The sequence below is a fragment of the Burkholderia sp. KBS0801 genome, assembly GCF_005937855.2.
Taxonomy (GTDB): domain Bacteria; phylum Pseudomonadota; class Gammaproteobacteria; order Burkholderiales; family Burkholderiaceae; genus Burkholderia; species Burkholderia ambifaria.
The window spans coordinates 1,711,708-1,736,864 of sequence record NZ_CP042177.1 but is presented as its reverse complement, the minus strand read 5'-3'; the positions used below and the strand labels follow the sequence as shown (position 1 = coordinate 1,736,864).

Genomic DNA, 25,157 nt, shown 5'->3' with positions numbered 1-25,157 from the left:
CTCCGACCGCCTTTGTCAAAGAGCGAAAGCCATCCGGCCCGCGCTCGCCCCGTTTTGATGTCGTTGTTCATGCAGTGCCCGGGCCGCGCCATCGTCATGGGCGGGCGCGATCCCGTCTTCGAGCGACGCGCAGATCTCGTCCGCGCGGCGTGCCAGCACCGACAGCAGCGTGTCGGACAGGCCGTGGCTGTCTTCGCAGCAGCCTTGCAGGTAGATGCGCGGCGCGAAGTGCTCGGGCGTCGCGAGCAGGTAGTCGCGCGTGACGTCGCCGCGCGTGAGCGCATCGCCGAGGTGCGGCGCGAGCCCTTCGAGCAGCGCCGAATGCGTGTCGCGCCGATAGCCGGTCGCGAGCACCAGCGCGTCGAAGCGCTCGACGCGCGTCGCGCCGTTCATCCGGTCGCGCAGCGTCAGCTCGATGCGGCCGTCGGCGGTGTGCACCGCGCCCTCGACCGCGCTGTTCGCGAGCAGCGCATGACGCGGCGTGCCGTCGATGCGCTGCAGGTACAGCATTTCGTAGATCTGTTCGATCAGCGGCCGGTCGACCACCGCGTAGTTGGTGTCGCGGTAGCGCTCGAGCAGCGCGCGGCGTGCATCGTGCGGCTGCGCGTAGACGACGTCGGTGAACTCGGGGCTGAAGATCTCGTTGACGAACGGGCTGTCGTCGGCCGGCTTCAACGCACCCGCGCGCATCACGAGGTTCGCGTCGACATGCGGGAAGCGGCGCGCGAGGTCGATGAACACCTCGGCCGCGCTCTGCCCCGCGCCGATCACCGCGACACGGCGGCGTTCGCCGTCCGGCGAAGCGACCAGCCGGTCGATGTCGGTCAGGTACGACGACGAATGGATCACGCGGTCGCGGCCGAGCGCGGCGAACGCATCCGGCACCGCCGGCGTGCCGCCGACGCCGACCGACAGCGCACGCGTCACACGCTGGCGCTCGCGGCCGGCCGCGTCGCACGACAGCACGCGCAGCGCATCGATCCGCGCGCCGTCGCCGCGCACCGGCTCGATCGCCATCACGGTCTCGCTGTAATGGACGTGCGCGTCGAATGCGTCGGCGACCCAGCTCAGGTAGTCGTGGAATTCGACGCGGGTCGGATAGAAGTTCTTCAGATTGACGAATTCGTTCAGTCGGCCGCGTTCGAACAGGTAGTTGATGAACGTGTAGCGGCTCTTCGGATCGCGCATCGTGACGAGATCCTTCAGAAACGAGATCTGCATCCGGCAGTCGTCGAGCAGCATGCCGCGGTGCCAGCCGAATTCCGGCTGTCGTTCGATGAAGCAATGGGCTAGCGGGCGCGCCGCACGCCGCTCCTCCAGACGGATAGCCAGCGCCAGATTCGACGGCCCGAAGCCGACGCCGATCAGGTCGAATACGGTTTCTCTCTGCATGTCTCTCAGCTCCCTTGTCGGTGAAACCGGCCCGTCAGACGTGACGGCCGGAGAAGAATGTCTCGCGCAACGTGCGCATCCACAGCGGCTGTGCGTCGGCGAGCGCCAGACGGCACTGCCGCGCGAAGCCATGCCGCGCGAGCGTGTCGACGACCCGCGCGCGGCCGGCCGGGACCGCGCAGCCGACCGCTTCGGTGCGCGGGTCGTCGAGAAACAGGTAATGCACGACGGACGGCAGCCAGCCCGCCACGCAATGCGGGCCGCGCCAGCGCGATTCACCGACCAGCATCCTCAGCCCGCGGTCGTAGTCGCGCGCGCCGACGTGCGGCGCGAGCGCATCTTCCTTCAGCCAGAACGCCTCGACATACGCGAACGGCTCGCCGTCGAAGCAACCGACGAGCGGCGTGACGTGCGGATCGGCGTCGGGCGCCGTGCCGTCGGCGCCGGGCTGCGTGCCCGGCCAGCCGTCGCGCACGCGCGGCTCGTCGAACCAGCGCGCGACGCGTGCGGTGTCCTCGCCCGGTTGCCAGCCGCGCAATGTAAAGCGCACGCCGAGGGCCGGCAGGTCGCGCGCATACACGTCGCCGCGCGGCGCGGGCGGCCGGCGCGGATGACGCCGGCCGTCGGTCAGCATCGGCAGCGTCGCGCACGGCAGCGGCGTGCCGACGCGCCACAGATCGGCCTGCTGCGCCCAGCCTTCGCGCATGCACAGGCCGCCGTCGGCGAGCACGCCGCTCGCGCGCAGCGCATCGAGCGCGACCGCCGGCCACGCGGCCGGGTCGAGCCGGATCGCCGCGCGGCGCACGTCGTCGGAAAACGCGGCGGCGAGCGCGGCCAGCAGCGCGCGGCGCTGGTCGGCCGGCGCCGCGCGATGGTTGTACGCGACGAGGCGCAGCGTGCCGTCGTCCGCGAGTTGCGCGCGCAGCAGCTGCGCGCCGATGCCGTCGCCCTGCGCGACGCGGATCTCCGCGTCGTCGCGCGCGGCGAACAGGCCGTCCGCGAACGCGAGACGGCAGGTGCCGGGCATCGTGAAGCCGTCCGGACGCACTTCAGCCAGCATCGCGCACCTCCTGCTCCGTTTCGACCGAGGCCTCGATTCGCGCGCCGAGCGCCGCGAGCGTCGGCGATGCGAACACGTCGGCCACCGTCAGCGCATGACCGGCGCGGCCCGCCGCGTCGACGAAGCGCACGACGTCGAACGACGTCGCACCGGCCTCGAACAGGTCGGCGTCGGGTGCGGGCGCGGCCGTCGCGAACGTGTCCGACCACAGCGCGGCGAGCGCGGCTGCCGCGTTCGGCGCGACGTCGCTCGATGCCGTGACGCGCGCCGCGTCGCCGGCCGGCGCGGCCGTCGTATGCGCGGCGAACAGCGCATCGGGCGCCCCGAGCGCCGCTTCCGGCGCACCGGCAAAACGCGCGACTTCGTCGTGATAGAGATCGACGAGCGCGTCGACGAAGCGGCCGTCGAGCAGTTCGTCCGCATAGGAGAACGCGGCGCTCACGCGGCCGTCCGGATGCTCGACGACGTCCAGCTCCAGCGTGAACACCACGCGATGGCGCACGTCGTCGAATTCGGCGAGCGACAGGCCGGCCCAGTCGCGCGCGGCGGCGCCGGTCGGGCGCAGGTAGTTGAACATCACCTGAAACAGCGGATTGGCGTGCGCGGCACGCGGCGCGCGCAGCGCCGCGACGACGTCGGCGAACGGCACGTCGGCATGCGCATACGCGGCGAGCGCCGTATCGCGCACTTGCGCGAGCACGTCCGTGCGGCTGGCCGCCGCATCGATCCGCGTGCGCACGACCACGGAATTGATGAACAGGCCAAGCGCATCGCGCGCCGCGTCGCCCGTCAGCTCGCGCGTCGACGCGAGCACGCCGACCGGCTGGTCGGCCGCGCCCGTCACGCGGAACAGCGCGGTGTTGAGCGCCGCGTGCAGCAGCATCGGCAACGTCGCGTGCGCGGCCGACGCGGCGTCGCGCGCGGCGCGGATCAGCGCCGCGTCGAATTCGAACGCGATGCGCGCCGCATGCCATTGCGGGACGGCCGGCGCGTTGGCGCGCTGGGGCAGCACGGACGACGGCAGGTCGGCCAGCGCGTCGCGCCAGTACGCGACGCGGGCGGGATGGCACTGCGCGGGCAGCACCAGCGACGTGTTTTCCGTCGATGACTCTGCCGGTGCCTCCGCTGCCGAAGCGTCGCCCCGAACCAGCGCGACATAGCGCGCACGCACCGCGTCGAGCCACAGCTCGATCGATTCGCCGTCCGACACGATGTGATGGATCGTCACCGACAGCACATGATCGTCCGCGCCGAGCCGCAGCACGCGTGCGCGCCACAATGGCGCATCGGCCGCGAGATCGAATGGCGCGAGCGCATCGGCGTCGGTCAGCGCCGCCGCGCGGGCGAGCGCGTCGGGCTGCGCGGACAGATCGACGAGCGGCAGCGCGACGGGCACCGCGGCGTCGATGCGCTGGCCCGGCAGCATGCCGTCGCGCGCGACGAGCCGTGTGCGCAACGCCGGATGCGCGGCGGCCGCCGCCGAAAACGCCGCGCGCAGCGCATCGACGTCGAGCGGACCGCGCACGCGCAGCGCGACCGGGATGTTGTAAGCGGCGCTGTCCGGCTGCGCGCGCCACAGAAACCATAGGCCGAGCTGCGCGGGCGACAGCGGCCATACGCCATGCGCATCGGGTTTGACCACCGCGACGCCCGGCGCAGCGGCCCCGGCGTGCGCGGCGCGCGGCGCGTCGGCCACCTGGCGCGCGTATTGCGTGAGCACCGGCGCTTCGAACAGCGCCCGCACCGGCACGTCGCGGCCGAGCCGCTCGGCGACGCGCGTCGCGACGCGCACCGCCGCCAGCGAATGCCCGCCGAGTTCGAAGAAGTGATCGCCGCGGCCGACGCGTTCGACGTTCAGCACGTCGCGCCAGATCGCCGCGAGCGCGGTTTCGTCGCCGTCGTGCGGCGCTTCGTATGCGCGTTCGACGCGCACCGGGGCCGGCAGCCGCGCACGGTCGACCTTGCTGTTCGCATTACGCGGCAGCGCATCGAGCATGATCAGCTGCGCGGGCACCATGTAGTCGGGCAGCGTGCGGCGCAAGTGCGCGTCGAGCGTCGCGGCCTCGACCGGCTGGGCGGCCGCCTGCGCATCGGCGCTCAGTTCGACGTACGCGACGAGCTGCGCGTGCGCGCCCTGCCCGTGCACGACCGCGCACGCTTCGCGCACCGCGTCGTGAGCGGCCAGCTGGGCCTCGATCTCGCCGAGTTCGATGCGCAGCCCGCGCAGCTTCACCTGGTGATCGGCGCGACCGATGAAGTCGAACACGCCGTCCGCGCGGCGTCGCACGAGATCGCCCGTGCGGTACAGGCGTGCACCCGGCGCGCCGTACGGATCCGGCACGAAGCGCTCGGCCGTCAGCGCGGGACGATCGAGGTAGCCGCGCGCGACGCCGATCCCCTCGCCGCCCAGGTACAGTTCGCCGATCACGCCGACCGGCAGCGGATGCAGCCGCTCGTCGAGCACATGCGCGGTGCGCGCGCCGACCAGCGTGCCGATCGGCAGATAGGCGGCGTCGCCCAGCTTCGCGAGATCGTCGCCGGGACGGAACATCCACAGCGTCGGCGTGATCACGGTTTCGGTCGGGCCGTAGCCGTTGACCACGCGCACGTTCGGCATCGCGCGGCGCAGCATCGCGAACGCTTCGCGCGACGTCGCTTCGCCGCCGACCGTCAGCGAGCGCAGCGTCGGCGGCGCCCCGTGCGCGAGCGCCCATTCGGCGAGCTGGGCCGCGCAGCCGGGCGGCACGTAGGTCATCGTCACGCCGTCGCGGACCATCATCGCGCAGGTCTGCGCGGGCGGCCACAGCACGTCGGCCGTCACCGACACGGCGGCACCCGACAGGTATTGAGAAAACCAGCCTTCGTGCGCGCCGTCGAAGTTGACCGACTGGAACAGCAGGAACACGTCGTTCTCGCCCGCGCCGTAGCGCTCGGCAATCGCCACGCAATGCCGTGCGAACGCCGCGTGATCGACGATCACGCCCTTCGGCTTGCCGGTCGATCCCGACGTGTAGATCGCATACGCCGCGTGGCCGGGCAGCACGTCCGGCAGCGCGACATCGGCCGCCGCGTCGAGCGCGTCGACTTCGTCCGCGCGCCAGATACGCAGTGCCGGCAGCTCGGGCAGCGATGCCACACTCGCGCCGTCGGTCAGCACGTGCGCGATGCCCGCATCGCCGACGATCTGCGCGAGCCGTTCGCGCGGATGAGCCGGGTCGAGCGGCACGAACGCGGCGCCCGACTTCAGCACCGCGATCAGCGCGACCAGCAGGTCGACCGAACGCTGCAGCGCGACGCCGACGCGCATCTCGGGCCGCACGCCGGCCGCGACGAGATTGCGCGCGATGCGTGCCGCGCGCGCGTCGACCTCGCCGCGCGTCAGCGCGCGATCGATGTCGGCGACGCCGCGTGCGTCGGGCCGTGCCTGCGCATGCGCGGCAATGCGCGCGTGCACCGGCACGAACGGCTCTGCTTCGGCCGCGCCCGCCGGTGCGTTCCATGCGAACAGTTGCGCGCGTTCATCGGCCGGCAGCCAGTCGAGATCGCCGATCGGCAACTCGGGACGAGCGAGCGCGTCGCCGAGCAGCGTGACGAAGCGTGCGGCGAGCCGCTCGATCGCGTCCGCGTCGAACAGGTCGAGCGCGTAGATGAATGCAGCATCGAACGTGCCGTCGGGCGTCGCTTCGACGGCAAGCGTCAGGTCGAATTTCGCGGACGGCGTGCCGGACGGCAGCAATGCGGCCGACGCCGCGCCGAGCGCCGGCAGCGCGCGGCGCTCGCCATACGCGGCCATCACCTGGAACAGCGGATGGTGGCTGGCGCTGCGCGGCACGCCGAGCGCGTCGACCACCTGCTCGAACGGCACGTCCTGGTGCATCTGCGCATCGACGAGTGCGCGCTGCGTGCGCGCGACCAGCGACGCAAAATCGCCGTGTGCCGGCACGTCGACGTCGATCGCGAGCGTGTTGACGAAGAAGCCGATCAGGCCGGCCGTTTCCGCGCGCTCGCGGTTCGCGGCCGGCACGCCGACGCAGATCCGCGCATCACCGGTCGCACGCGCGAGCAGCGCGTCGAGCGCCGCGAGCAGCCCCGCGAACGGCGTCGCGCCCGATGCGGCCGCGAACGCGCGCAGCCGGGCGCCGATACGGGTGTCGAGCGAAAACACATGACGTGCACCGCGCGCGCTGCGGCGTGCGGGCCGCGCAGCCGCACCGGGCAGCGTGAGCACGCCGCGCTGCGGATCGAGCCGTTCGCGCCAGAACGCCAGTTGGCGATCGCGTTCGCCGGCATCGAGCCAGCGGCGCTGCCACAACGCATAGTCCGCGTACTGGATCGGCAGCGGCGCGAGCGGCACCGGCTTGCCCGACGCATACGCGCGATAGAACGCAGCAAGCTCGTCCAGCATCACGCCCGACGACCAACCATCCGACACGATGTGGTGCACGGTCAGCGCGAGCCAGTGATGCGTCGCGTCGAAGCGGATCAGGTGTGCGCGCACGAGCGGCGCCGCGCCGAGATCGAACGCAACGGCTTCGTCGGCCGCGGCGACGCTTTCGGCACGCGCGACGCGCTGCGCAGCGGGCACTGCCTCGAGATCGGTCTCGCGCCACGGACAGCGCAGCGGCGGATGAATCGTCTGCGCGACGCCGTCCTCCGCTTCGTCGAAGGTCGTACGCAGCGCTTCATGGCGCGCGATCAGCGCATCGCACGCGAGCCGCAGCGCGTGCGCGTCGAGCGGGCCGGTCAGCGCGAGCCGCTCGGTGATGTGATACGCGTCCGGCGCGTCGATCAGCCGGGCGTGCAGCCACAGCCGCGTCTGCGCGAACGACGCCGGCACGCGATCGCTGCGCGGCGTGCGCGGCGGGATCGGCAGCACGCGAAAATCGATGCCGGCCGCGCCGAGCTTGTCGATGAACACCGCGCGCTGCGCGTCGGGCAGTTGCGCGAAACGCGTCGCGAGCGCGAGCCAGTCGGGTTGAACCTTCGTCATCCGTCGTCCTTATTGGGTTTCCAGTTCGCCGAGCAGCGCGTCGATCGCGCTCGCCGCGTCGGTTTCGCCCTGTGCCGCGCAGGCCGCGTCGATCGCATCCGCGCAGCGTGCGAGCGTGCGGTTGTCGAACAGCGTGCGCAGCGGCAGCGCGAGACCCCAGTGCAGGTTCGCCTGCGCATGGGCCTGCGTCGCGAGCAGCGAGTGGCCGCCGAGCAGGAAGAAATCGTCGTCGCGGCCGATCGCGTCCACATGCAGCACGCGCTGCCAGATCGCCGCGAGCGCGCGCTCCGTGTCGGTCGCGAGTTCGACGGCCGCGGCCGCCTCGCGCACCGGCGCCGGCAACGCATGGCGGTCGCACTTGCCGTTCGGCGTGACCGGCAGCGCGTCGAGCTCGATCAACTGCGCCGGCACCATGTATGCCGGCAACTGCGCGCGCAGCGAATCCAGCAGTGCCGCGCGGTCGAGCGAAGCCGCGTCGCCACGTGCGACATAGCCGATCAGTTGCTCGTCGCGCACGATCACGACCGCGTCGTGCACGCCCGGCGCCATGCGCAGCAGCGCCTCGATTTCACCGGGCTCGATCCGCTGGCCGCGCAGCTTCACCTGCGTGTCGACGCGGCCGAGGTAGTCGAGCGCGCCATCGGCGCGGCGCCGTGCGAGGTCGCCGGTGCGATACATGCGCGCGCCCGGCACGAACGGATCGGGCACGAAGCGCTCGGCGGTCAGCCCCGGGCGGCCGAGATAGCCGCGCGCGAGGCCCGCGCCCGCCAGATACAGTTCGCCGGTCGCGCCGGCCGGCACCGGCTGCCATGCCGCGTCGAGCACGTGCAGCTGCAGGTTCGCGATCGGATGGCCGATCGGCACCGCGACGGCGCTCGCGTCGTCGGGGCCGCAGGTCCAGTGCGACACGTCGATCGCGGCTTCCGTCGGCCCGTACAGGTTCACGAGCGTCGCGTTCGGCATGAGCCGTGCGACCTTCGCGACGAGTTCGGGCGCGAGCGCTTCGCCGCTCGCGACGATCAGGCGCACGCTGTCGCATTGCGCGGCGGCCGAGAAATCGTCGAGATACGCGGCGAACGCGGCCAGCATCGACGGCACGAAGTGCAGCACCGTCACGCCGTGCGCGTGGATCGCGGCCGCGAGGCGGGCCGGATCGCGGTGGTCGCCGGGCGCGGCGATCGCGAGCCGCGCGCCGATCGCGAGCGGCCACACGAATTCCCATACGGACACGTCGAAGCCGAACGGCGTCTTGTGCAGCACGACGTCGTCGCGCGTGAGCCCGTACGCGTGCTGCATCCACGCGATCCGGTTCGCGAGCGCGCCGTGCGAGTTGCCGGCGCCCTTCGGCTTGCCGGTCGAGCCGGACGTATAGATCAGGTACGCGAGGCGGGCGTCGTCGATGTCGATGTCGGTGTCGGCCGTGGCTTCGTTCGCTCCGTTCGCTTCGCCTGCTTCGTCGGCGAGCAGATCGGCCACCGTCAGCAGCTGCGTCGTCGCGTCGTCGCCGAGTGCGGCCTCGACCTGCTCGTGCAGATGCGCCTGCGTGATCGCGACCGCCGGCCGCGCATCGCGCAGCAGGTATGCGATGCGCTCGGCCGGATAGTCGGGATCGACCGGCAGGTATGCCGCGCCGGCCTTCAGCACGCCGACGAGCGCCGTCACCATGTCGAACGAACGCTCGACGCACAACGCCACGGGCGTATCGGGCCGCACGCCGCACCGGCGCAATGCGGCGGCAACGCGCGTCGTGTTCAGATCGAGTTCGCGATAGGTCGCGCGTTGCACGGCGCCGTCGGCATCCGCGTATTCGAGCGCGATCGCATCGGGCGTCGCCTGTGCGGCGGCCGCGAATTGCAGATGCAGCGGTTGCCGTTGCGCATGCGGCCACGTCCGCGCGGTGTCCTGCGCCCGCGCCAGTGCGGCGCGCGCCGCGTCGTCGGCAATCGACAGCGTGCCGAGCAGCGCATCCGGCGTGCGGGCCAGCGCGTCGAGCGCGCATGCGAACGCGCGGTGCCAGGTCTCGACCTGGTGCGCATCGACGCGCGCGGTGTCGTAGCCGTAGTCGATCGTCAGCTCGGTGCCGCTCTCGATCACGAGGGTCAGCGCGAAATCGGTCGCTTCGATGCTGCGCACGTCGCTCAGCGCGAGCGCGCGCGGATCGGCGTCGCGCACCGTCTCGTCGACCGGATAGTTCTCGAATACGACCAGCGTGTCGAACAGTGCGCCGCCGGCGCCACGCGCCCAGCGCTGGATATCGGCGAGCGGCGTGTGCGCATGCTCGGCGGCCGCCGCGTTCTCACGTTGCAGCGCCTGCAGCCAGTCGGCCGCGCGCTGCTGTGGCGCCGGCGCCGTGATCACCGGCAGCGTGTTGATGAAGAGGCCGAGCACCGTGTCGACGTCCGCGAGCGCATCGGGACGGCCCGCGACGGTCGCGCCGAACGCGACGGCCGGCTGGTGCGTCATGCGCTGCAGCGCGAGCGCCCACGCGCCCTGCACCAGCGTGTTGACGGTCAGCTTCAGCGCACGCGCCGTTTGTGCGACGCGCGCCGTCGCAGCCGTGTCGATCGTCGCGCGCCACGTGACCATCTCGGCGTCGGCGCGATCGGCCACGCGTTCGGCGATCAGTGTCGGCGCGTCGAGCCGCGCGAGCCGGTCGGTCCAGAAGCGTTCGTCCGCGGCGCGATCGCGGGTGCCGAGCCACGCGATGAAGTCGCGATAGCGCAGCGCCGGGCGGCTCGCGAACGGCGACACCGCATCGGGGTCGCGATAGTCGCGCAGCACGTCCGCGAGCAGCCGCGCGGTGCTCCAGCCGTCGAGCAGCACGTGGTGACGCGTCCAGACGACGCGCCACGCGTCATCCGTCACGCGGATCAGCGTGAGCCGCATCAGCGGCGGCTCGCGCCAGTCGAAGCCGCGGGCGCGGTCGGCCGCGAGCCACGCGTCGAAATCGGCGTCGAGCGTGTCGCCGCGCGTGCGCCAGTCGAGCTGCTCGACCGGCATCTGCGCATGGCGATGCACGCATTGCAGCGGCGCGGCCTCGTCGGGCATCACGCTGGTGCGCAGGATGTCGTGGCGCGCGACGGACGCGCCGAACGCGGCCGCGAGCCGGTCGGCGTCGAGCGCCGTCGCGGTCGCGACGAGCTGGTTCACGTAGCTGGCGTGACCGGGCGCGAACAGCGCATGGAACAGGATCCCCTGCTGCATCGGCGACAGCGGATACACGTCGTCGATCGTGCGCCAGTCGAGCGGCGCGCGTTCGATCGCGGCCTGCGTGAGGCCGGCGGCCTGCGCGAGCGGGAAATCGCCCGGCGTCGCGCCGCCGCCGCGATGCGCGACCCGCGACGCGCAGGCATCGGCGAGTTCGCGCAGTGCGGCGGCAAAGCGCGTCGCCAATGCATCGATCGTCGCGCGCTCGAACTGCGGCGCGCCGTAGACCCAGTGAACCTTCAGCGTGCGTGCGCCGTCGCGATCGGTATCGAGGTACGCATGGATCGCGAGCGTGTTGCCGAGCGGGCCTTGGCGATCGCGCTCGATGCCGGTGCCGCCGAAGCGCGGCACGAGCGTCGCGTCGCGCGGCGCGTCGAACTGGCCGAGATAGTTGAACGTGACGCGCGGACGCGGCACGGCGGCCAGCGCCGCACGCGTCGCCGCATCGCCGTAGTGCGCGAGCACGCCGAAGCCGAGCCCCTTGTGCGGCACCGCGCGCAACGCATCCTTCACCGCGCACAGCGTGTCGCGCGCGGTGGCTTCGACCGGCAGCGTGACCGGATAGTGGCTCGTCAGCCAGCCGATCGTGCGGCTCGCGTCCGCATCGTCGAACAGCGCCTCGCGGCCATGTCCTTCGAGTTCGACGCGGCACGACGCGGCGCCGCCGGCACCGGCCAGCGCCAGCGCGAGCGCCGCGCCCAGCAGTTCGATCGTCTGCGTGCGATATGCGGCGTGGGCGTCGGTCAGCGCGGCGCGGGTCAATGCCGCGTCGATCGTCTGCACGACCACGGCTGCATCGGCGTTCGTCGCCGGCGCGTCGGGATGATCGGGCACGAGGTCGTCGCCGTGGGCCATGCCGGCCCAGTATGCGGTTTCAGCGGCGAACGGCGATCCGGGCTGCGTCGCGGCACGCGCCAGGCGGGCGGCCCATGCATCCGCGCGCAGGCCCGGCTGCGACAGACGAGCCGGCGCGCCCTCGCATGCAGCGCGATACGCGGCGTCCAGGTCGTCGAGCAGGATGCGCCACGACACGCCGTCGACGATCGCATGGTGGATCGCCAGATACAGTTGCGTCGAACCGTCCGGCAGCCGCGCCGCGCACGCACAGGCAAGCGGCCCGCGGCCGAGGTCGAGGCGGCACTGCAATGCGTCGAAGCGCGCCAGTGCGTCGGCTTCGTCGCGGGCGGCAACTTCGACGAACGGCAGCGCGTCGTACGGCTTCGCCGCATCGCTCGCGTGCCACTTGCCGTCCGCGCCGCGCGCGAAGCGCTGACGGAATGCGTCGTGATGGGTCAGCAACGCATCGAACGCACGCGCGAACGCATCGGCGTCGAACGGGCCGCGCACGTCGAACGCGACCGACTGGTTCCAGTGGCCCGGATGCGGCACGTCGAGCGCGAAGAAGCGCTGCTGCGCGGGCGTCAGGATCGCCTCGGCAGCCGGTGCGGACTGCGCCGGCACGGGCATCGGCGTTGCAGCGGCGGCCTCCCCGGTCTTCGCGATACGCGCGAGTTCGGCGACCGTCGGGCCGTCGAACAGCTGCTTCGGCGTGAAGCGCACGCCGCGCTTGCGGGCGCGCGCGATCACCTGCAGCACGAGGATCGAGTCGCCGCCGAGTTCGAAGAAGTTGTCGTCGCGACCGACGTGCGGCGCCTTCAGCACCGCTTGCCAGACTTCGGCGAGCGCCGTCTCGGCCGGGCCCCGCGGCGCGTCGCCGGAGGCCGTCGCCACCGGCGCGGCCGCCCGTTCGCGCAGCGCCGCGCGATCGATCTTGCCGTTCGCGGTCACCGGCAGGCCGGCGAGCGCGACGAACTGCGCGGGCACCATGTAGTCGGGCAGCGTCGCGCCGAGCGCCGCGCGCACGGCGGCCTCGTCGAATGCCGCGCCATCGCGCATCACGACGAACGTCGCGAGCCGCAGGCGGCCGTCGTGCTCGATCGCGAGCGTTTCGGCCTGCGCGATCGGGCCGGCCGCGCGCACCGCCGCGCTCACCTCGCCCGGCTCGACGCGATAGCCGCGAATTTTCACTTGATCGTCGATGCGGCCGAGGAACGCGAGACGGCCGTCCGTGCGCAGACGCACGCGGTCGCCGGTGCGATACAGGCGCGCACCAGGCGTGAACGGATCGGGCACGAAGCGCTCGGCGGTCTGCGCCGGCCGGTTCAGGTAGCCGCGCGCCACGCCCGGCCCGCCCAGATACAGCTCGCCCGTCGCCCCGGCCGGCACGCACGCGCCGAACGCGTCCAGCACCAGCGCGCGCGCATTCGGCAGCGGCACGCCGAGCGGCACGCCGCTCGCCGGATCGCGCGCGTCGGCCGCGATCGACGCGGTGTCGCAGGCAATCGCGCCGACGGTCGCTTCGGTCGGCCCGTAATGGTTGATCACGCGGCAGGCCGGCGCGAGCGCGGCCACGCGCGCAACAAGCGCCCACGTCAGCGTTTCGCCGCCGGTCACGAGCGCGTGGCGCGGCAGCACGTCGGCCGGCACGCGCGCGTCGAGCAGCGCCTGCAGATGGCTCGGCACGATCTTCAGCACGCCGACGTCGCGGCCGCGCATTTCCTGCGCGAACAGGTCCGGATCGAACGCGCACGCGGCCGGTAGCAGATGCAGCGTTCGGCCCGCGCAGAGCGCGCCGAACAGCGTCGTGTGGCCGAGGTCCGCGGCGACGGTCGACACCATCGCGAACGACGCGTCCGGCGCGAACGTGAGTTCGTCGAGCATCCCCTGCACGTAATCGGCCAGTGCGCCGTGCGACACGACGACACCCTTCGGCGTGCCGGTCGAGCCCGACGTATAGATCAGATAGGCGCCCTGTTCCGGATGCGGCGCGACGCGCACGCCGGCCGCATGGGCGAGCGTCGCGTCCTGCGCGAGCGTGTCGACTTCGAGCGGCTGGGCGTCGGTGCCGGCCGGCCACGCGGCCAGATCCGCGACGAGCGCGCGGCGTGCGCCGCAATCGGCGGCCGCGGCCGCCAGGCGCGCGGCCGGCTGCGCCGGGTCGAGCAGCACGGCCAGCGCGCCGGCCTTCAGCGCGCCGAGCAGGCCGACGACGAAGCGGGCCGAACGCTCGATGCAGACGATGACGGGCGCCTCGGCCATCACGCCCTGCAGCTTCAGGGCATGCGCGATGCGGTTCGACGCGTCGTCGAGTTCGGCGAACGTCAGCGACGCCGACGCATCGGCCAGCGCGACGCGGTGCGGATAGGCCGCCGCCTGCCGCGCGAATGCGGCGACGATGTCCGCGTGTTCGACGCTCAGCGCACGGCCGTCGCGCGGCTGGCGCGTCGCCGGCGACGCATCGCACGGCAGCGCGGCCGTCGCGCATTGCGGTTCATGCGCGGCGCACGCGAGCAGCGACGCATAGCTGTCGAGCCACGCGCGCGCGGTATCGGCGTCGATGCAATCGGTCGCGTAGGCGGCGACGAGTTCGATCCCGTTCGCGTCGTCGGTGAAGTCCAGCGCGAAGTCGAAGCGCGCGGCGAGATCGGGGCCCGGCGTCGCAACCGCGGTCGCGCCCGGCAGCACGCTGTCGTGGCGCGCATCGAACTGCTGCGCGAATTTCACGCGCAGCCATTCGTCGCCGCGCTTGACGGGCGGCTTCACCGCATCGACGACGCGCTCGAACGGCACGTCCTGGTGCGCGACTGCGTCGAGCGCCGCCGTGCGTGCCGCGTCGACCAGCGCGCGGAACGGCAGCGTCGGCGCCACGCGCACGCGCAGCGCGACCGTATTCAGGAACAGGCCGAGCAGCGCGCGCGTTTCCGGGCGCTGGCGATGCGCGACCGGCACCGCGACGACCACGTCCGTCTCGCCGGTCAGGCGCGACAGCCATGCGTCGAGCGCGGCCAGCAGCACCGTGAAGACCGTCGCCTGCGCGTCACGCGCAAGACTCCGCACCTCGGCCGCCACTGCGTCGGGCAGGCGGACCGACACGCGTGCGCCCTGCAGCGTACGCGTCGCGCCCGGCTGACGATCGACCGGCAGCGCGAGCGGGCGCGGTACGTCGCGCAATGCGCCGCGCCAGTAGTCGAGCTGACGCTCGCCTTCGCCGCCGGCGAGCATGTCGCGCTGCCAGTCCGCGTAGTCGGCGTACTGGATCGGAAGTTCGGGCAACGACGGCTCGCGGCCTTGCGCGTACGCGCGGTACGCGGCCGACAGCTCGTCGAATGCGCAGCGCGAGCTCCAGCCGTCGGTGATCGCGTGGTGCGCGGTCAGCAGCAGCCGGTGGCGATCGTCAGCGAGCACGACGAGCGTCGCGCGCAGCAGCGGCCCACGCGACAGATCGAACGGCGCACCCGCGTCGCGCTCGGCAATGCGGGCGGCTTCCGCGTCGCGTGCCGCCGGCGGTTGCTCGCGCAGGTCGAGCGTCGTGATCGTCACCGGCAGGCGTGCATGGATGCGCTGCATCACGATGCCGTCGTCGTTGTCGACGAGCGTCGTGCGCCACGCGTCGTGCCGACCGATCACGTGATCGAGCGCGCGCTGCAGCGCAGCGCGGTCGAGCGTGCCGTCGATCGTCCAGTGCGCGGCGATGTGATAGGCGGCGCTTGCGTCGCGCGTCTGCGCGAGTACCCAGAAGCGTTGCTGGGCGAGCGATGCCGCGCGATCGACATGCGGCACATCCATATCAGCCGGCGCACGGCGCGCGGCGATCGCGACCAGCGGTTCACCCGTTTCGCGTTCCGCGCGATCGACGTGCGCGGCGAGCTCCGCCAGCGACGGATCGGCGAACAGCGTGTCGAGCCGCAGGTTCACGCGCAACGCGGCGCGAATCGCGGCCTGCAGTTGCATCGCGGCGAGCGAATCGGCGCCCAGTGCGAAGAAGCGGTCGTCACGCGACGGCGTCGTGTCGAGGCCGAGCAGTGTCTGCCAGAAGCCGGCGATCTGCGCTTCGGTCGGCGTGCGCGGAGCGTCGCCCGCTTGTTGTTCGGTGTCGCGCGCGGCTGCAATGCGCTCGCGCAGCGCGGCACGGTCGATCTTGCCGTTCAGCGTATACGGCAGCGCATCGCAGCGCACGAACCGGTGCGGCTGCCACGCGACGGGCAACTGCGCGCCCACGTGCGCCTTCAGCGCCGCATCGTCGGCGGCCGCGCGCAGCGCGACACACGCGATCAGCCGCGTCGGCCCGTTGCCGGTTTCGGCGATCACGGCCGCGTCGGCCACCGCCGGATGCGTGCGCAGGCACGCGGCGATTTCCGCGGGCTCCACGCGCACGCCGCGCACCTGCACCTGGTCGTCGAGACGGCCGAGATAGTCGAATGCGCCGTCGGCGCGCAGGCGCGCGAGGTCGCCGGTGCGGTACACGCGCGCACCGGGCTCGCCGTGCGCATCGGGAATGAAGCGTTCGGCCGTCAGCGCCGGGCGGCCGTGATAGCCGCGCGCGATGCACACGCCGCCGAGGAGCAGCTCGCCGCCCCCGCCCGACTCATCCGACTCGCCGGTCGCGTCGCCATCGATGCGCGCGACACGCGGACCGATCACGCGGCCGATCGGCAGCGACGCATACGCATCGTTGGCGGCCAGCTCGGGCGTGTCGCCCGGCTCGACCGGCCACAGCATCGGCGAGATCACCGCCTCGGTCGGCCCGTAACCGTTGATCAGGCGCACCGACGGAAAGGTGCGGCGCACGAATTCGAATGCCTGCTGCGGCAGCGCTTCGCCTCCGAACGCGAGCACGCGCAGCGCCGGCGGCACGCCGTCGCGCGCGGCGAGCGCCGCGAATTCGCGCAGGTAGGCCGGCGGAAACGCGGCGACGCTCACCGATTCGCGCACCATCAGCGCATGGGCGGCGTCCGGTGCGAACGGCTGCGGCGGCGCAATCGTCACGCTCGCACCGACCGCGAGCGGCGCGAGCCAGCATTCGTGCGCGGCGTCGAAATTGACCGACGCGAAATGCAGCAGGCGGTCGCCGCCTTCGATCGGCAGCGCGGCCGCGAGCGCGTCGCAATGCGCGGCGAGCGGCCCGTGCTCGACGACCACCGCCTTCGGCGTGCCGGTCGAGCCCGACGTATAGATCATGTAGGCGGCCGCGCGCGGATGCACCGGCACGTCTTCGTCGTCGGCGAACGCGACGGCATTCGCGCCGTCACCGGTGGCCGACATCGCGTCGAACGCATGTTCGAACGGCGCGCCGAGCGCCGCGCGGCCTGCCGCATCGACGATCCCGTGACGCAGCTGCGCATCGCGCACGATCCAGTCGAGGCGCGCGGCCGGATGACGCGGATCGAGCGGCACGAACACGCCGCCCGCCTTCAGCACGGCCAGCAGCGCGACGAACAGCTCGCACGAGCGTTCGACGCAGACGCCGACCCGCACTTCCGTGCCGACCCCGGCCGCGCGCAGTTGACGGGCCAGGTGCGACGCACGCGCGTCGAGCGCGCCGCGCGACAGGCGCAGGTCGTTCTGGAAAGGCGCGGCGAGCGCGGGTGCGTCGGGCGCACGGCGCGCCAGTTCGCGAATTCGGTGGTGCAACGCAGTCGGGAAACTCGTCATGTGCGTGAAGTCCTTCGGTCCGGCCGCTTCGGCCAAGTCTCGGGGCCGCAAGGGGCGGCTTCACTGGTGTGACGAACGGCGCGGCCGGTTTTTTACCGTTTTGCGTGCAAAGTCCGAACGAATGCACTTTTTTGCGATGCGACTAAATATTTGCGCGGCCCGTTCGTCTATCAGGAAGGAAAGCCGCAACCGGGCCCGGCCCGCGCGCTGCTTTCACGTCAGTCTTGCCGTTTCCGCACGGTTTGCTTGCCCTTCATTTACCGACGTTGCCGATGACAGCTGCCCACGAGCCTTCTTCCCCGCCGTCCCTCGACGCCTCCCCCGGCCGCCCCGCGGCCCGCCTGATCCTCGCGCTGCTGCGCGAAAGCCGCGCGTCGCTCGCGCTGGCGCTCGTCGCCTGCGTGCTCAACGGCGTCGCGAGCGTGCTGCTCGTCGCGACGCTGAACCGCGCGCTCGCGCAGCCCGGCGCGGCCGATGCGTCGCTCGCGTGGCGCTTCGCGCTGTGCGCGGTGATCGCGCTCGTCACGCGAATCGTGTCGGGCACGCTGTTCGCCCGGCTGTCGCAGGACACGATGGCGCGGCTGCGCGTGCATCTCGCGCGGCGCGTCGGCGCGGCCGAGCTGCGCGACATCGAGCGGATCGGCGCGGCGCCCGTGCAGTCGGTGCTGACCGACGACGCGACCAACGTGTCGATGCTGTTCTTCGCGCTGCCGAACCTGGTGATGCACGGCTCGATCGTGTTCGGCTGCCTCGGCTATCTCGCGTGGCTGTCGTGGCCCGTGTGCGTGCTCGCGCTGACCGCGATCATCGCGGGCTCGCTCGGCTATCACACCGGCGATCGCCGCGCGATCGCGTCGCTCGAAGCGGCCGGCCAGGCGCAGGACCGCCTGTTCGGCTATCTCGGCTCGCTGTTCTCCGGCGCGAAGGAACTGAAGCTGCACGACGCGCGCGCACGCCAGTTCGTCGACGGCCAGCTCGGCGCCGCGATCGGCGAGGTGCGCGACCACCGCCGCCGCGCGTTCAGCGCGTATGCGGTCGGCGTGGGCTGGATCATCTTCCTGTTCTACGTGTTCCTCGGCGCGGCCGCGTTCTGGCCGCAGCTGGGCGTGCATGCCGATGCCGGTACCGCGGCCGGCTACGTCGTCGTGTTCCTGTTCATGCTGGTGCCGCTCGACGGGCTGCTGAACAACCTGCCGACCGTCAACGCGGCGCGCGTGTCGCTCGGGCGCATCGAAGGCGTGATGGCCGAGTTCGGCGCGCTGCGCACGGTGCCGCCGGCCAGCGACGCGCCCGACGTGCCGCCGGCCGGCGCCGTCACGCTGCGCGGCGTCACGCATGCGTACTTCCACGAGCGCGACGAACGGATGTTCCGCATCGGGCCGATCGACCTGACGATCCGGCCGGGCGAGCTCGTGTTCATCGTCGGCGGCAACGGCAGCGGCAAGACGACGCTCGCGAAGGTGCTGACCGGGCTCTACGAGCCGGAGGAAGGCACGATCGAGGTCGACGGCCGCACGATCGGCTGGCGCGAGCGCGCCGCGTACCGGCAGCGCTTCAGCGCGGTGTTCAACGACTTCCACCTGTTCGATGCGCTGCTCGGCATCGTCGATCCGGACGATCCCGCCCGCACGCAGGCCGATGCGCGCGCGAACGCGCTGGTCGCGAAGCTCGCGCTCGATCACAAGGTGAAGGTCGTCGACGGCGCGTTCTCGAACCGTGCGCTGTCGACCGGGCAGCGCAAGCGGCTCGCGCTCGTCGTCGCGTATCTGGAAGACCGCCCGTTCTACCTGTTCGACGAATGGGCGGCCGACCAGGATCCGTCGTTCAAGGCCGTGTTCTACGAGCAGCTGTTGCCCGAGCTGCGCGCACGCGGCAAGGCCGTGATCGTGATCACGCACGACGACCGCTATTTCGATCTCGCCGATCGGCTGCTGAAGCTCGACAACGGTCAGATCGTCAGCGACACGACGCCCGCGCGTTCACGCGCACCAGCGGGTGTCGATGCGCTGAGTGCGTAAGCATGTCGTGAACACCGGCCGCCTGCGCGCAGTGGTTGCGGCGCGCGGGCGGTATCAGGTTGGAAGGATCGGGAAGATTCGGAACAGCCGGAAGAACATGTGGTTTGGCGTGCGTGCGCGTGACGCCACGCAGATGTTGCAGCCCGTTCGGGCGGCATGCGGACGGCAACGCGGTTCCCGACCACACCGCCCCGCCCGCTCACGGCGCGCTGCCGTTCAACGCACGACGGCCGGCAGCTTCAGCATCGTATCGGTCATCACGTCGGCCAGCTTGAGCGCCGACATCGGCCCGCCGAACCCCCAGATATTGCGCTCGATGAGCGCGATCCGGTGGTCGCGCAGCGCGGGCACGAACCGCCACACCGGCGAATCGAGTTTCGACGACAGCGGCACGTCCATCCCCGTTGCGGTGACGAACAGCACGGCGAGATCGCGTTGCCGCAGCAGATCGGCGGACGTCACGTAGAGCGTGCCTTCGCGCGTCGGCTTCTTCGGCCACGGCTCGAGCCCGAGCGCGCGCGCCAGCCCCGCCGACGTGCTGTTGCCCGTATAGGCCCAGTAGCGGTCGGGCAGACCGAGATCCTGCAGCAGCGCGATGCGTTCACCACTGCGCCCGGCCGCCCTGAGCCGCGCCGCATTGCGTGCGATTCCCGCGTCGAGTTGCGAGTCGATCGCTTTCGCACGCGCGTCGCGCCCGGTGACGGCGCCGATCGTCCGGAAGATCTCCCGCATCCAGTCGAGCTGCGTGACGGGCACGCCGTCTTCCGACACGTTCGGGCTGAACTGGAACAGGATCGTCGGCGCGATCCGGTCGAGCGCGGCGAAGATCGGCGCATGCCGGAAGCCGACGCCGATGATGAGATCGGGCTTCACCGCGGCGATCGCCTCGAGCCCCGGCTCCTGGCGCGAGCCGATGTCGGTCACATGCGCGAGCCGGTCGCTCCCGTAGCCGAGCCAGCCCGGATAGAGCGCCGTATCGGCCATGCCGACCGGCACGAGGTCGAGCGCGATCACGCTTTCCGCGAACATGAAGTCGAGCGCGACCACGCGTTGCGGCCGCACGGGCATCGTCGCGCTCGCCTGCGATACGACGGGGTTGCCGGCGAGCCAGCGGCCCTGTGGCGAGGCCGTGCTGCCCGGCCCGCCGTGCGCGTCGTCAGCGAATGCGACGGCCGGTGCAACCAGCGCGCCGCAGCACGCGGCGCCGAGCGCGGCCAGCGCGGCGAGCGCATGGCGGCGGCCGGCACGCGTCACCGGATCGCGTCCTGCCCGGCCAGCGCCGCGTCGTCCATCGTCAATAGCAGGGGGCAGCTTCCACACAGTTGCGTTTCTCCAGGAATTTCATAGCGCAGGCAGCACACGCGGCGTGCGCGAAACGGTGTCGGCAGCAGCGGCGAGCGCGGCACGGCATCGCGCACCGGCAGGCGCAGCGGATTCGGCTCGCCGTGCACGCAGGACGCGCCGAACAGCCAGTCCGCATCACGAACGGGATCCGCCACGCACGGCAGCGACCGGTACGTGTCGAGCAGATAGTCGAGCAGGTTGCCCGCGTTGCTCCACAGCACGCGCGGCGTGACGCGGCCCATTGCCGCGAGCAGGTCGATCACCGCGCCGAGATGCGCGACGAGCCCCGCATAGCGCGGCGCGGGCTCGCTGCACGGCGCGCCCAGCGCGTCCGGCGCGAAATACAGCGCGGCCGGCATCCCGTCGTCGAGCGCGACGAATGTGCGTTCCGGCGCCATGTCGAGCGGCCGGCCGAGCGTCAGCGCGGCCACCACGCCGGCGGGCGCCGCGCGGCCGAAGTAGTACTTGCTCCATTGCGACATCAGCGCGCGCGCATGCTGCGCCGGATCGCCGCCGTAGTGGCGCACCATCGCGTCGAGCACGGCGTCGCGATGCTCGGGCAGCGCGCTCACGGGCACGACGATACGGCCCGGCGCGTACGTGTCGTCGGGCCTCCCGAGCCATACGACGTCGAGATACCCGGCGAACGGCTCCGGCGCGAACGTGGAAAAGCGCGTGGCGCATGCGCCGTCGAGCGCCGCTGTCATCGCCCCGTGCGCCGGGCGCGGCGCCCCTCGACGATCAGCAGCCCGAGCAGGTACGGCGCGCCGATCAGCGCGGTCAGCACGCCGGCCGGCACTTCGCGCGGCGCGACGACCGTGCGCGCCGCCAGATCGGCGAGGCCGAGGATCAGCGCGCCACACGCGGCCGCGAGCCACAGCCGCGTGCGATGCCGGCGTGCGCCGAGCATCGTCGCGACGTGCGGCGCCATCAGTCCGATGAAGCCGACCGGCCCGACCGCCGCGACGGCCGCGCAAGCCGCGAGCGTCGCGATCGTCAGCGCGAGCGGCCGCAACGCGGCGACCGGCAGGCCGAGCGCGGCCGCCTGGTCGTCGCCGAGCGCGAGCATGTCGAGCGGCCGCGCGAGCCACGCGAATACGGGGATCGCAAGCACGCACCACGGCAGCAGCATCGATACCTCACCCCAGCTGCGGCCGTAGGTGCCGCCGACGAGCCAGACGACGAAGCGCGCGGGCTGCACGCTTTCCTGCGTGATCAGCCATTGCGCGAGCGTGGTCCACAGCGCGCCGATCGCGATACCGGTCAGCGCGACCGCGAGCGGTGCGTAACGATGCCGATGATTCAGCGCGAGCGTGATCGCGAGCGACAGCGCACCGCCGGTCAACGCGGCCGCGGCGAGCGTCACGTGGCCCATCAGCGGCCACGTCGACAACGCGAACAGCGTGACGAGCCCCGCGCCCTGCGTGACGCCGAGCACTTCGGGGCCGGCGAGCGGGTTGCGCACGACGCTCTGCATCGCGACGCCGCTCACGGCCAACAGCGCGCCCGCGAGGAGCGCGCACAGCAGCCGCGGCATGCGCAGGTCGATCAGCATCCGCGCGAGCGCATCGTGGCCCGACAGCGCGGCCAGCCAGCGCGCGGGCGACAGCCATTCGGGGCCGGCCGACACGCCGACGAACACCGCGAGCACGCCGGCCGCGACGAACAGCACGGTGCGCAGCGGCCAGCCGAGCCCTTCGAGCCAGCCGACCAGGCGCGTCGGGCCGCTGCCGGCCGCGCGTTCGGCTTGCGCATGCAGCACGCCCGACCACGCGGCGCCGCGCCGGATCATCGCGAGCATCAGCGGCGTGCCGACGAGCGCGATCGCGACACCCGTCGACAGCGTCGCGTCGAGACCCGACGCGAGCACCGCGCTGTCGGTGACCAGCACGAGCGCACCGCCCGCGAGCGCCGACAACGGCACCAGCACGCCGAGCCGCGCCGCCCGGGCCCCGCGCACCTGGCGCAGCAGGTTCGGCGCGACGAGCCCGACATACGACAGCGGGCCCGCGATGCTGACCGCGACGCTCGTGAACGCGACCGCGACGATCGTCGCGGCGAGCCGCGTCGCATCGACGCGCACGCCGGCCGCGGCCGCCGCCTCGTCGCCGAGCGCGAGCGGATTCAGCGGCCGGATCACGAACGGCAGCGCGACGAGCGGCACGACGAGCCAGCGCGCGGCGAGCGCGAGCCCGGTCGCGCCCGGTTGATAGAGACTGCCGTTGGTCCACAGCGCGGCGCCGGCGATGTTCTGCTCGAAGAATGCGAGCACGAGTGTCGACAGCGCCGCGAACAGCAGCATGCAGACACTGCCCGCGAGCACGAGCCGCAACGGCGTCGCGCGCCAGCCGCCGGCCGCGACGATCGCGCACGCGGCGGCGATCAGCCCGCAGACGAACAGCAGCGGCACCGATGCGACCCCGGCGAGCGCCGGCACCAGCATCGCCGCGAGCAGGCCGAGCTGCGCGCCGCCCGTCACGCCGAGCAGGTCGGGCGACGCGAGCGGGTTGCGGGTGAGCGACTGGAACAGCGCGCCCGCGATGCCGAGACAGCCGCCCGCGACGAGCGCGGCCGCGACGCGCGGCAGGTTGAGATCGAACAGGAACACGCCCGCGAGCGCGGCGGCGTCGCTGCCCGGCACGGCGTTCCACCACACGCGCAGGTCCGGCGCGACGCGCAGCACCGCCAGTACGGCGATCAGCACGACGAGGCCGAGCGCGATCGCACCGGCGCGGCGGCCGGATACCGTGCGCTGCCCGCTCGCCGCGAGCCGCTGGCGCCCCGCGACCGTCGTCATACGGCGATATCCCGATCGACCGCATGCTCGAACGCGGGCGGCGTGTCGGATGCCGGCGGCCCGTAGGCCGGCACGCACATCGGCGCGCCCGTCTGAGGATGCGCGAGCTTCAGCATGTCGACGCCGAACGCGGCGCGCAGCTGCGCCGGCTCCAGCATCGCGTCGGGCGAACCTTGCGCCACGAGGCGGCCGGCCCGCATCAGCACGATCTCGTCGCTGTACGCGGCCGCCTGGTTCAGGTCGTGCAGGACCCATACGATCGTCAGCCCGCGCGCGCGGTTCAGCGCGCGCAGCGCGTCGAGGATGTCGAGCTGGTGATGGATGTCGAGATAGGTCGTCGGCTCGTCGAGCAGCACGATCGGCGCCTGCTGCGCGAGCGCCATCGCGATCCACGCACGCTGGCGCTCGCCGCCCGACAGCGCGCCGACGTCACGCTCGGCGTCGCCGGCAAGGCCGCTCGTGTCGAGCGCCTCGTCGATCGCCGCATGGTCGGCACGCGACAGCCCGCGCAGGAAGCCGCCATACGCGTAGCGGCCGTACGCGACGAGCTCGCGCACGGTCAGCCCCGACGGGATCTGGTTGAACTGCGCGAGCATCGTGAGCTCGCGCGCGAGCGCGCGACGGCGAAACGACGCGAGCGGCTTGCCGTTCACGTCGACGTGGCCCGCACGCGCGGGCTGCAGGCCCGCGAGCGTACGCAGCAGCGTGCTCTTGCCGCAGCCGTTCGGGCCGCACAGCGCCGTGACGCGGCCGGCCGCGATCGACAGGTCCAGCCCGTCGATCACGACATGGTCGCGATAGCCCACCGTCAATCCGCGCGCGGCAAGCGCGGCGGTACTACGCGTCATCGGTCCTCCGTTCGGTCGCGCGCGGGACCGTGTAGCTCTGCGCCATCGCCACGACCACCTTGCGTGGCCCTTCGAACGGGTCGCGCGCATGCGCGGTCAGCATGTTGTCGAGCATCAGCACGTCGCCCGTGCGCCACGGGAATACGATGCGCTGGCGCTCGAGCACGCCGCGGATCTCCGCGAGCGCATCGGCCTCGAGCGGCGCGCCGTCGCCGTAGTACACGTTGCGCGGCACGTTCTCGAGCCCGACCGCATCGACGAGCGCTTCCTGCATGTCGTCGTCGAGCGCGGACAGGTGAAACAGGTTCGCCTGGTTGAACCACACGCGGTCGCCGGTGCGCGGATGGCGCGCGACGGCCTGGCAGCGTTCGCGCGTGCGCAGCAGCAGTTCGCCGTCGTCGTCGGTGCGCCACGTGCATTCGATCCCGCGCGCCGCGCACATCCGCTCGACCTCGGCCGGCTCGTCGGTGCCGAACGACTGCTGCCACGGCAGGTCGAGCCCCTGGCCGAAATTGCGCACGTACAGCAGCTCGCGCTGCTCGAAGCGCGCGACGAGCGCCGGATCGAGCGCGCGATAAACCGCGCGGCTGTCGGCGATCGGCGTCGCCCCGCCCTTCGGCGCCGCGAGCGCGCAGTGGAACCAGATCCGCAGCGGCCACTCACGCGTGTACGACTGCTCGTTGTGCAGCGGAATCGCGCGGTGCGGCGGGTATTCGGTCGACGTGTAGACGGCGCCTTCGACCTGGCTGCGCGGCGTCGACGCATATTCATAGCCGATCAGCGGCTCGCCGAACGATGCCGCGAACTGCTGGAACGCATCGATCGACGGCACGTGAAAGCCCGTGAACAGCACACCGCCCGCCCGTTCGAGCGTGTCGGCCGCGATGGCACGCGCCAGCGGCGCGACTTCGTCGATCGACATGCCGTCGGCGCCGCGCGGCGACACGACGGTGGGCAGCCCCGGCTCGATACGCAGGTCGTCGAGCGTCGGCAACGAAAGCAGGGTCAT

At 72.2% G+C, this 25,157-nt stretch carries 10 protein-coding genes; 1 reads left to right on the top strand and 9 read right to left on the bottom strand.

Features of this window, described 5'->3' with window-relative positions; all coding sequences use genetic code 11:
* Positions 1-15 precede the first annotated feature (15 nt).
* Genes FFI87_RS08290 through FFI87_RS08275 form a run of 4 tightly spaced genes read right to left on the bottom strand, consistent with a single transcriptional unit; the run spans position 16 to position 17,141 of the window.
* Positions 16-1,392: a lysine N(6)-hydroxylase/L-ornithine N(5)-oxygenase family protein gene (locus FFI87_RS08290; RefSeq protein ID WP_138847739.1), complete on the bottom strand. Its 1,377-nt coding sequence runs from the start codon at positions 1,390-1,392 to the stop codon at positions 16-18.
* A 34-nt stretch (positions 1,393-1,426) separates the two neighbouring features.
* A complete protein-coding gene (locus FFI87_RS08285) occupies positions 1,427-2,452 on the bottom strand; it encodes a GNAT family N-acetyltransferase (protein WP_138847740.1) in 1,026 nt (341 codons plus the stop codon).
* Positions 2,442-7,442 (bottom strand): non-ribosomal peptide synthetase, encoded by a 5,001-nt coding sequence (locus FFI87_RS08280; RefSeq protein ID WP_138847741.1) that lies wholly within the window; start codon positions 7,440-7,442, stop codon positions 2,442-2,444. Before FFI87_RS08280 ends, FFI87_RS08285 begins: the two co-directional genes overlap by 11 nt.
* A 9-nt stretch (positions 7,443-7,451) precedes the next feature.
* Positions 7,452-17,141, bottom strand: coding sequence for a non-ribosomal peptide synthetase (locus FFI87_RS08275; RefSeq protein ID WP_138847742.1), 9,690 nt, complete (start codon positions 17,139-17,141; stop codon positions 7,452-7,454).
* Positions 17,142-17,413: 272 nt separating this feature from the next.
* On the opposite strand from FFI87_RS08275, the gene FFI87_RS08270 reads away from it, so the two are divergent.
* Positions 17,414-19,159 carry a cyclic peptide export ABC transporter gene (locus tag FFI87_RS08270; protein WP_012363854.1) on the top strand — a complete coding sequence of 582 codons (1,746 nt, stop codon included), beginning with the start codon at positions 17,414-17,416 and terminating at the stop codon, positions 19,157-19,159.
* Positions 19,160-19,375: 216 nt separating this feature from the next.
* Here the strand turns inward: FFI87_RS08270 and FFI87_RS08265 are convergent, their stop codons facing one another.
* The 5 genes from FFI87_RS08265 to FFI87_RS08245 are packed head-to-tail and all read right to left on the bottom strand — an operon-like array spanning position 19,376 to position 25,157.
* Complete coding sequence (locus tag FFI87_RS08265) at positions 19,376-20,413, bottom strand: ABC transporter substrate-binding protein (protein WP_138847743.1); 1,038 nt, start codon at positions 20,411-20,413, stop codon at positions 19,376-19,378.
* A complete protein-coding gene (fhuF, locus tag FFI87_RS08260) occupies positions 20,410-21,210 on the bottom strand; it encodes a siderophore-iron reductase FhuF (RefSeq protein WP_138847744.1) in 801 nt (266 codons plus the stop codon). Before fhuF ends, FFI87_RS08265 begins: the two co-directional genes overlap by 4 nt.
* Entirely contained in the window at positions 21,207-23,300 is a 2,094-nt protein-coding gene (fhuB, locus tag FFI87_RS08255; RefSeq protein WP_138847745.1) for a Fe(3+)-hydroxamate ABC transporter permease FhuB, read from the bottom strand. The genes fhuF and fhuB overlap by 4 nt, the downstream gene beginning before the upstream one ends.
* The gene (locus tag FFI87_RS08250; protein WP_138847746.1) at positions 23,297-24,148 is read right to left on the bottom strand and encodes an ABC transporter ATP-binding protein; all 852 of its coding nucleotides are present in this window, start codon (positions 24,146-24,148) and stop codon (positions 23,297-23,299) included. Before FFI87_RS08250 ends, fhuB begins: the two co-directional genes overlap by 4 nt.
* A complete protein-coding gene (locus FFI87_RS08245) occupies positions 24,138-25,157 on the bottom strand; it encodes a TauD/TfdA family dioxygenase (RefSeq protein WP_138847747.1) in 1,020 nt (339 codons plus the stop codon). The genes FFI87_RS08250 and FFI87_RS08245 overlap by 11 nt, the downstream gene beginning before the upstream one ends.

What these genes read in the sequence shown, in the direction of transcription:
- FFI87_RS08270 (WP_012363854.1), top strand. Translation starts at nt 17,414, where the DNA reads ATGACAGCTGCCCACGAGCCTTCTTCCCCGCCGTCCCTCGACGCCTCC.
- FFI87_RS08280 (WP_138847741.1), bottom strand. Translation starts at nt 7,442, where the DNA reads ATGACGAAGGTTCAACCCGACTGGCTCGCGCTCGCGACGCGTTTCGCG.
- FFI87_RS08245 (WP_138847747.1), bottom strand. Translation starts at nt 25,157, where the DNA reads ATGACCCTGCTTTCGTTGCCGACGCTCGACGACCTGCGTATCGAGCCG.
- FFI87_RS08250 (WP_138847746.1), bottom strand. Translation starts at nt 24,148, where the DNA reads ATGACGCGTAGTACCGCCGCGCTTGCCGCGCGCGGATTGACGGTGGGC.
- FFI87_RS08285 (WP_138847740.1), bottom strand. Translation starts at nt 2,452, where the DNA reads ATGCTGGCTGAAGTGCGTCCGGACGGCTTCACGATGCCCGGCACCTGC.
- fhuF (WP_138847744.1), bottom strand. Translation starts at nt 21,210, where the DNA reads ATGACAGCGGCGCTCGACGGCGCATGCGCCACGCGCTTTTCCACGTTC.
- FFI87_RS08275 (WP_138847742.1), bottom strand. Translation starts at nt 17,141, where the DNA reads ATGACGAGTTTCCCGACTGCGTTGCACCACCGAATTCGCGAACTGGCG.
- FFI87_RS08290 (WP_138847739.1), bottom strand. Translation starts at nt 1,392, where the DNA reads ATGCAGAGAGAAACCGTATTCGACCTGATCGGCGTCGGCTTCGGGCCG.
- fhuB (WP_138847745.1), bottom strand. Translation starts at nt 23,300, where the DNA reads ATGACGACGGTCGCGGGGCGCCAGCGGCTCGCGGCGAGCGGGCAGCGC.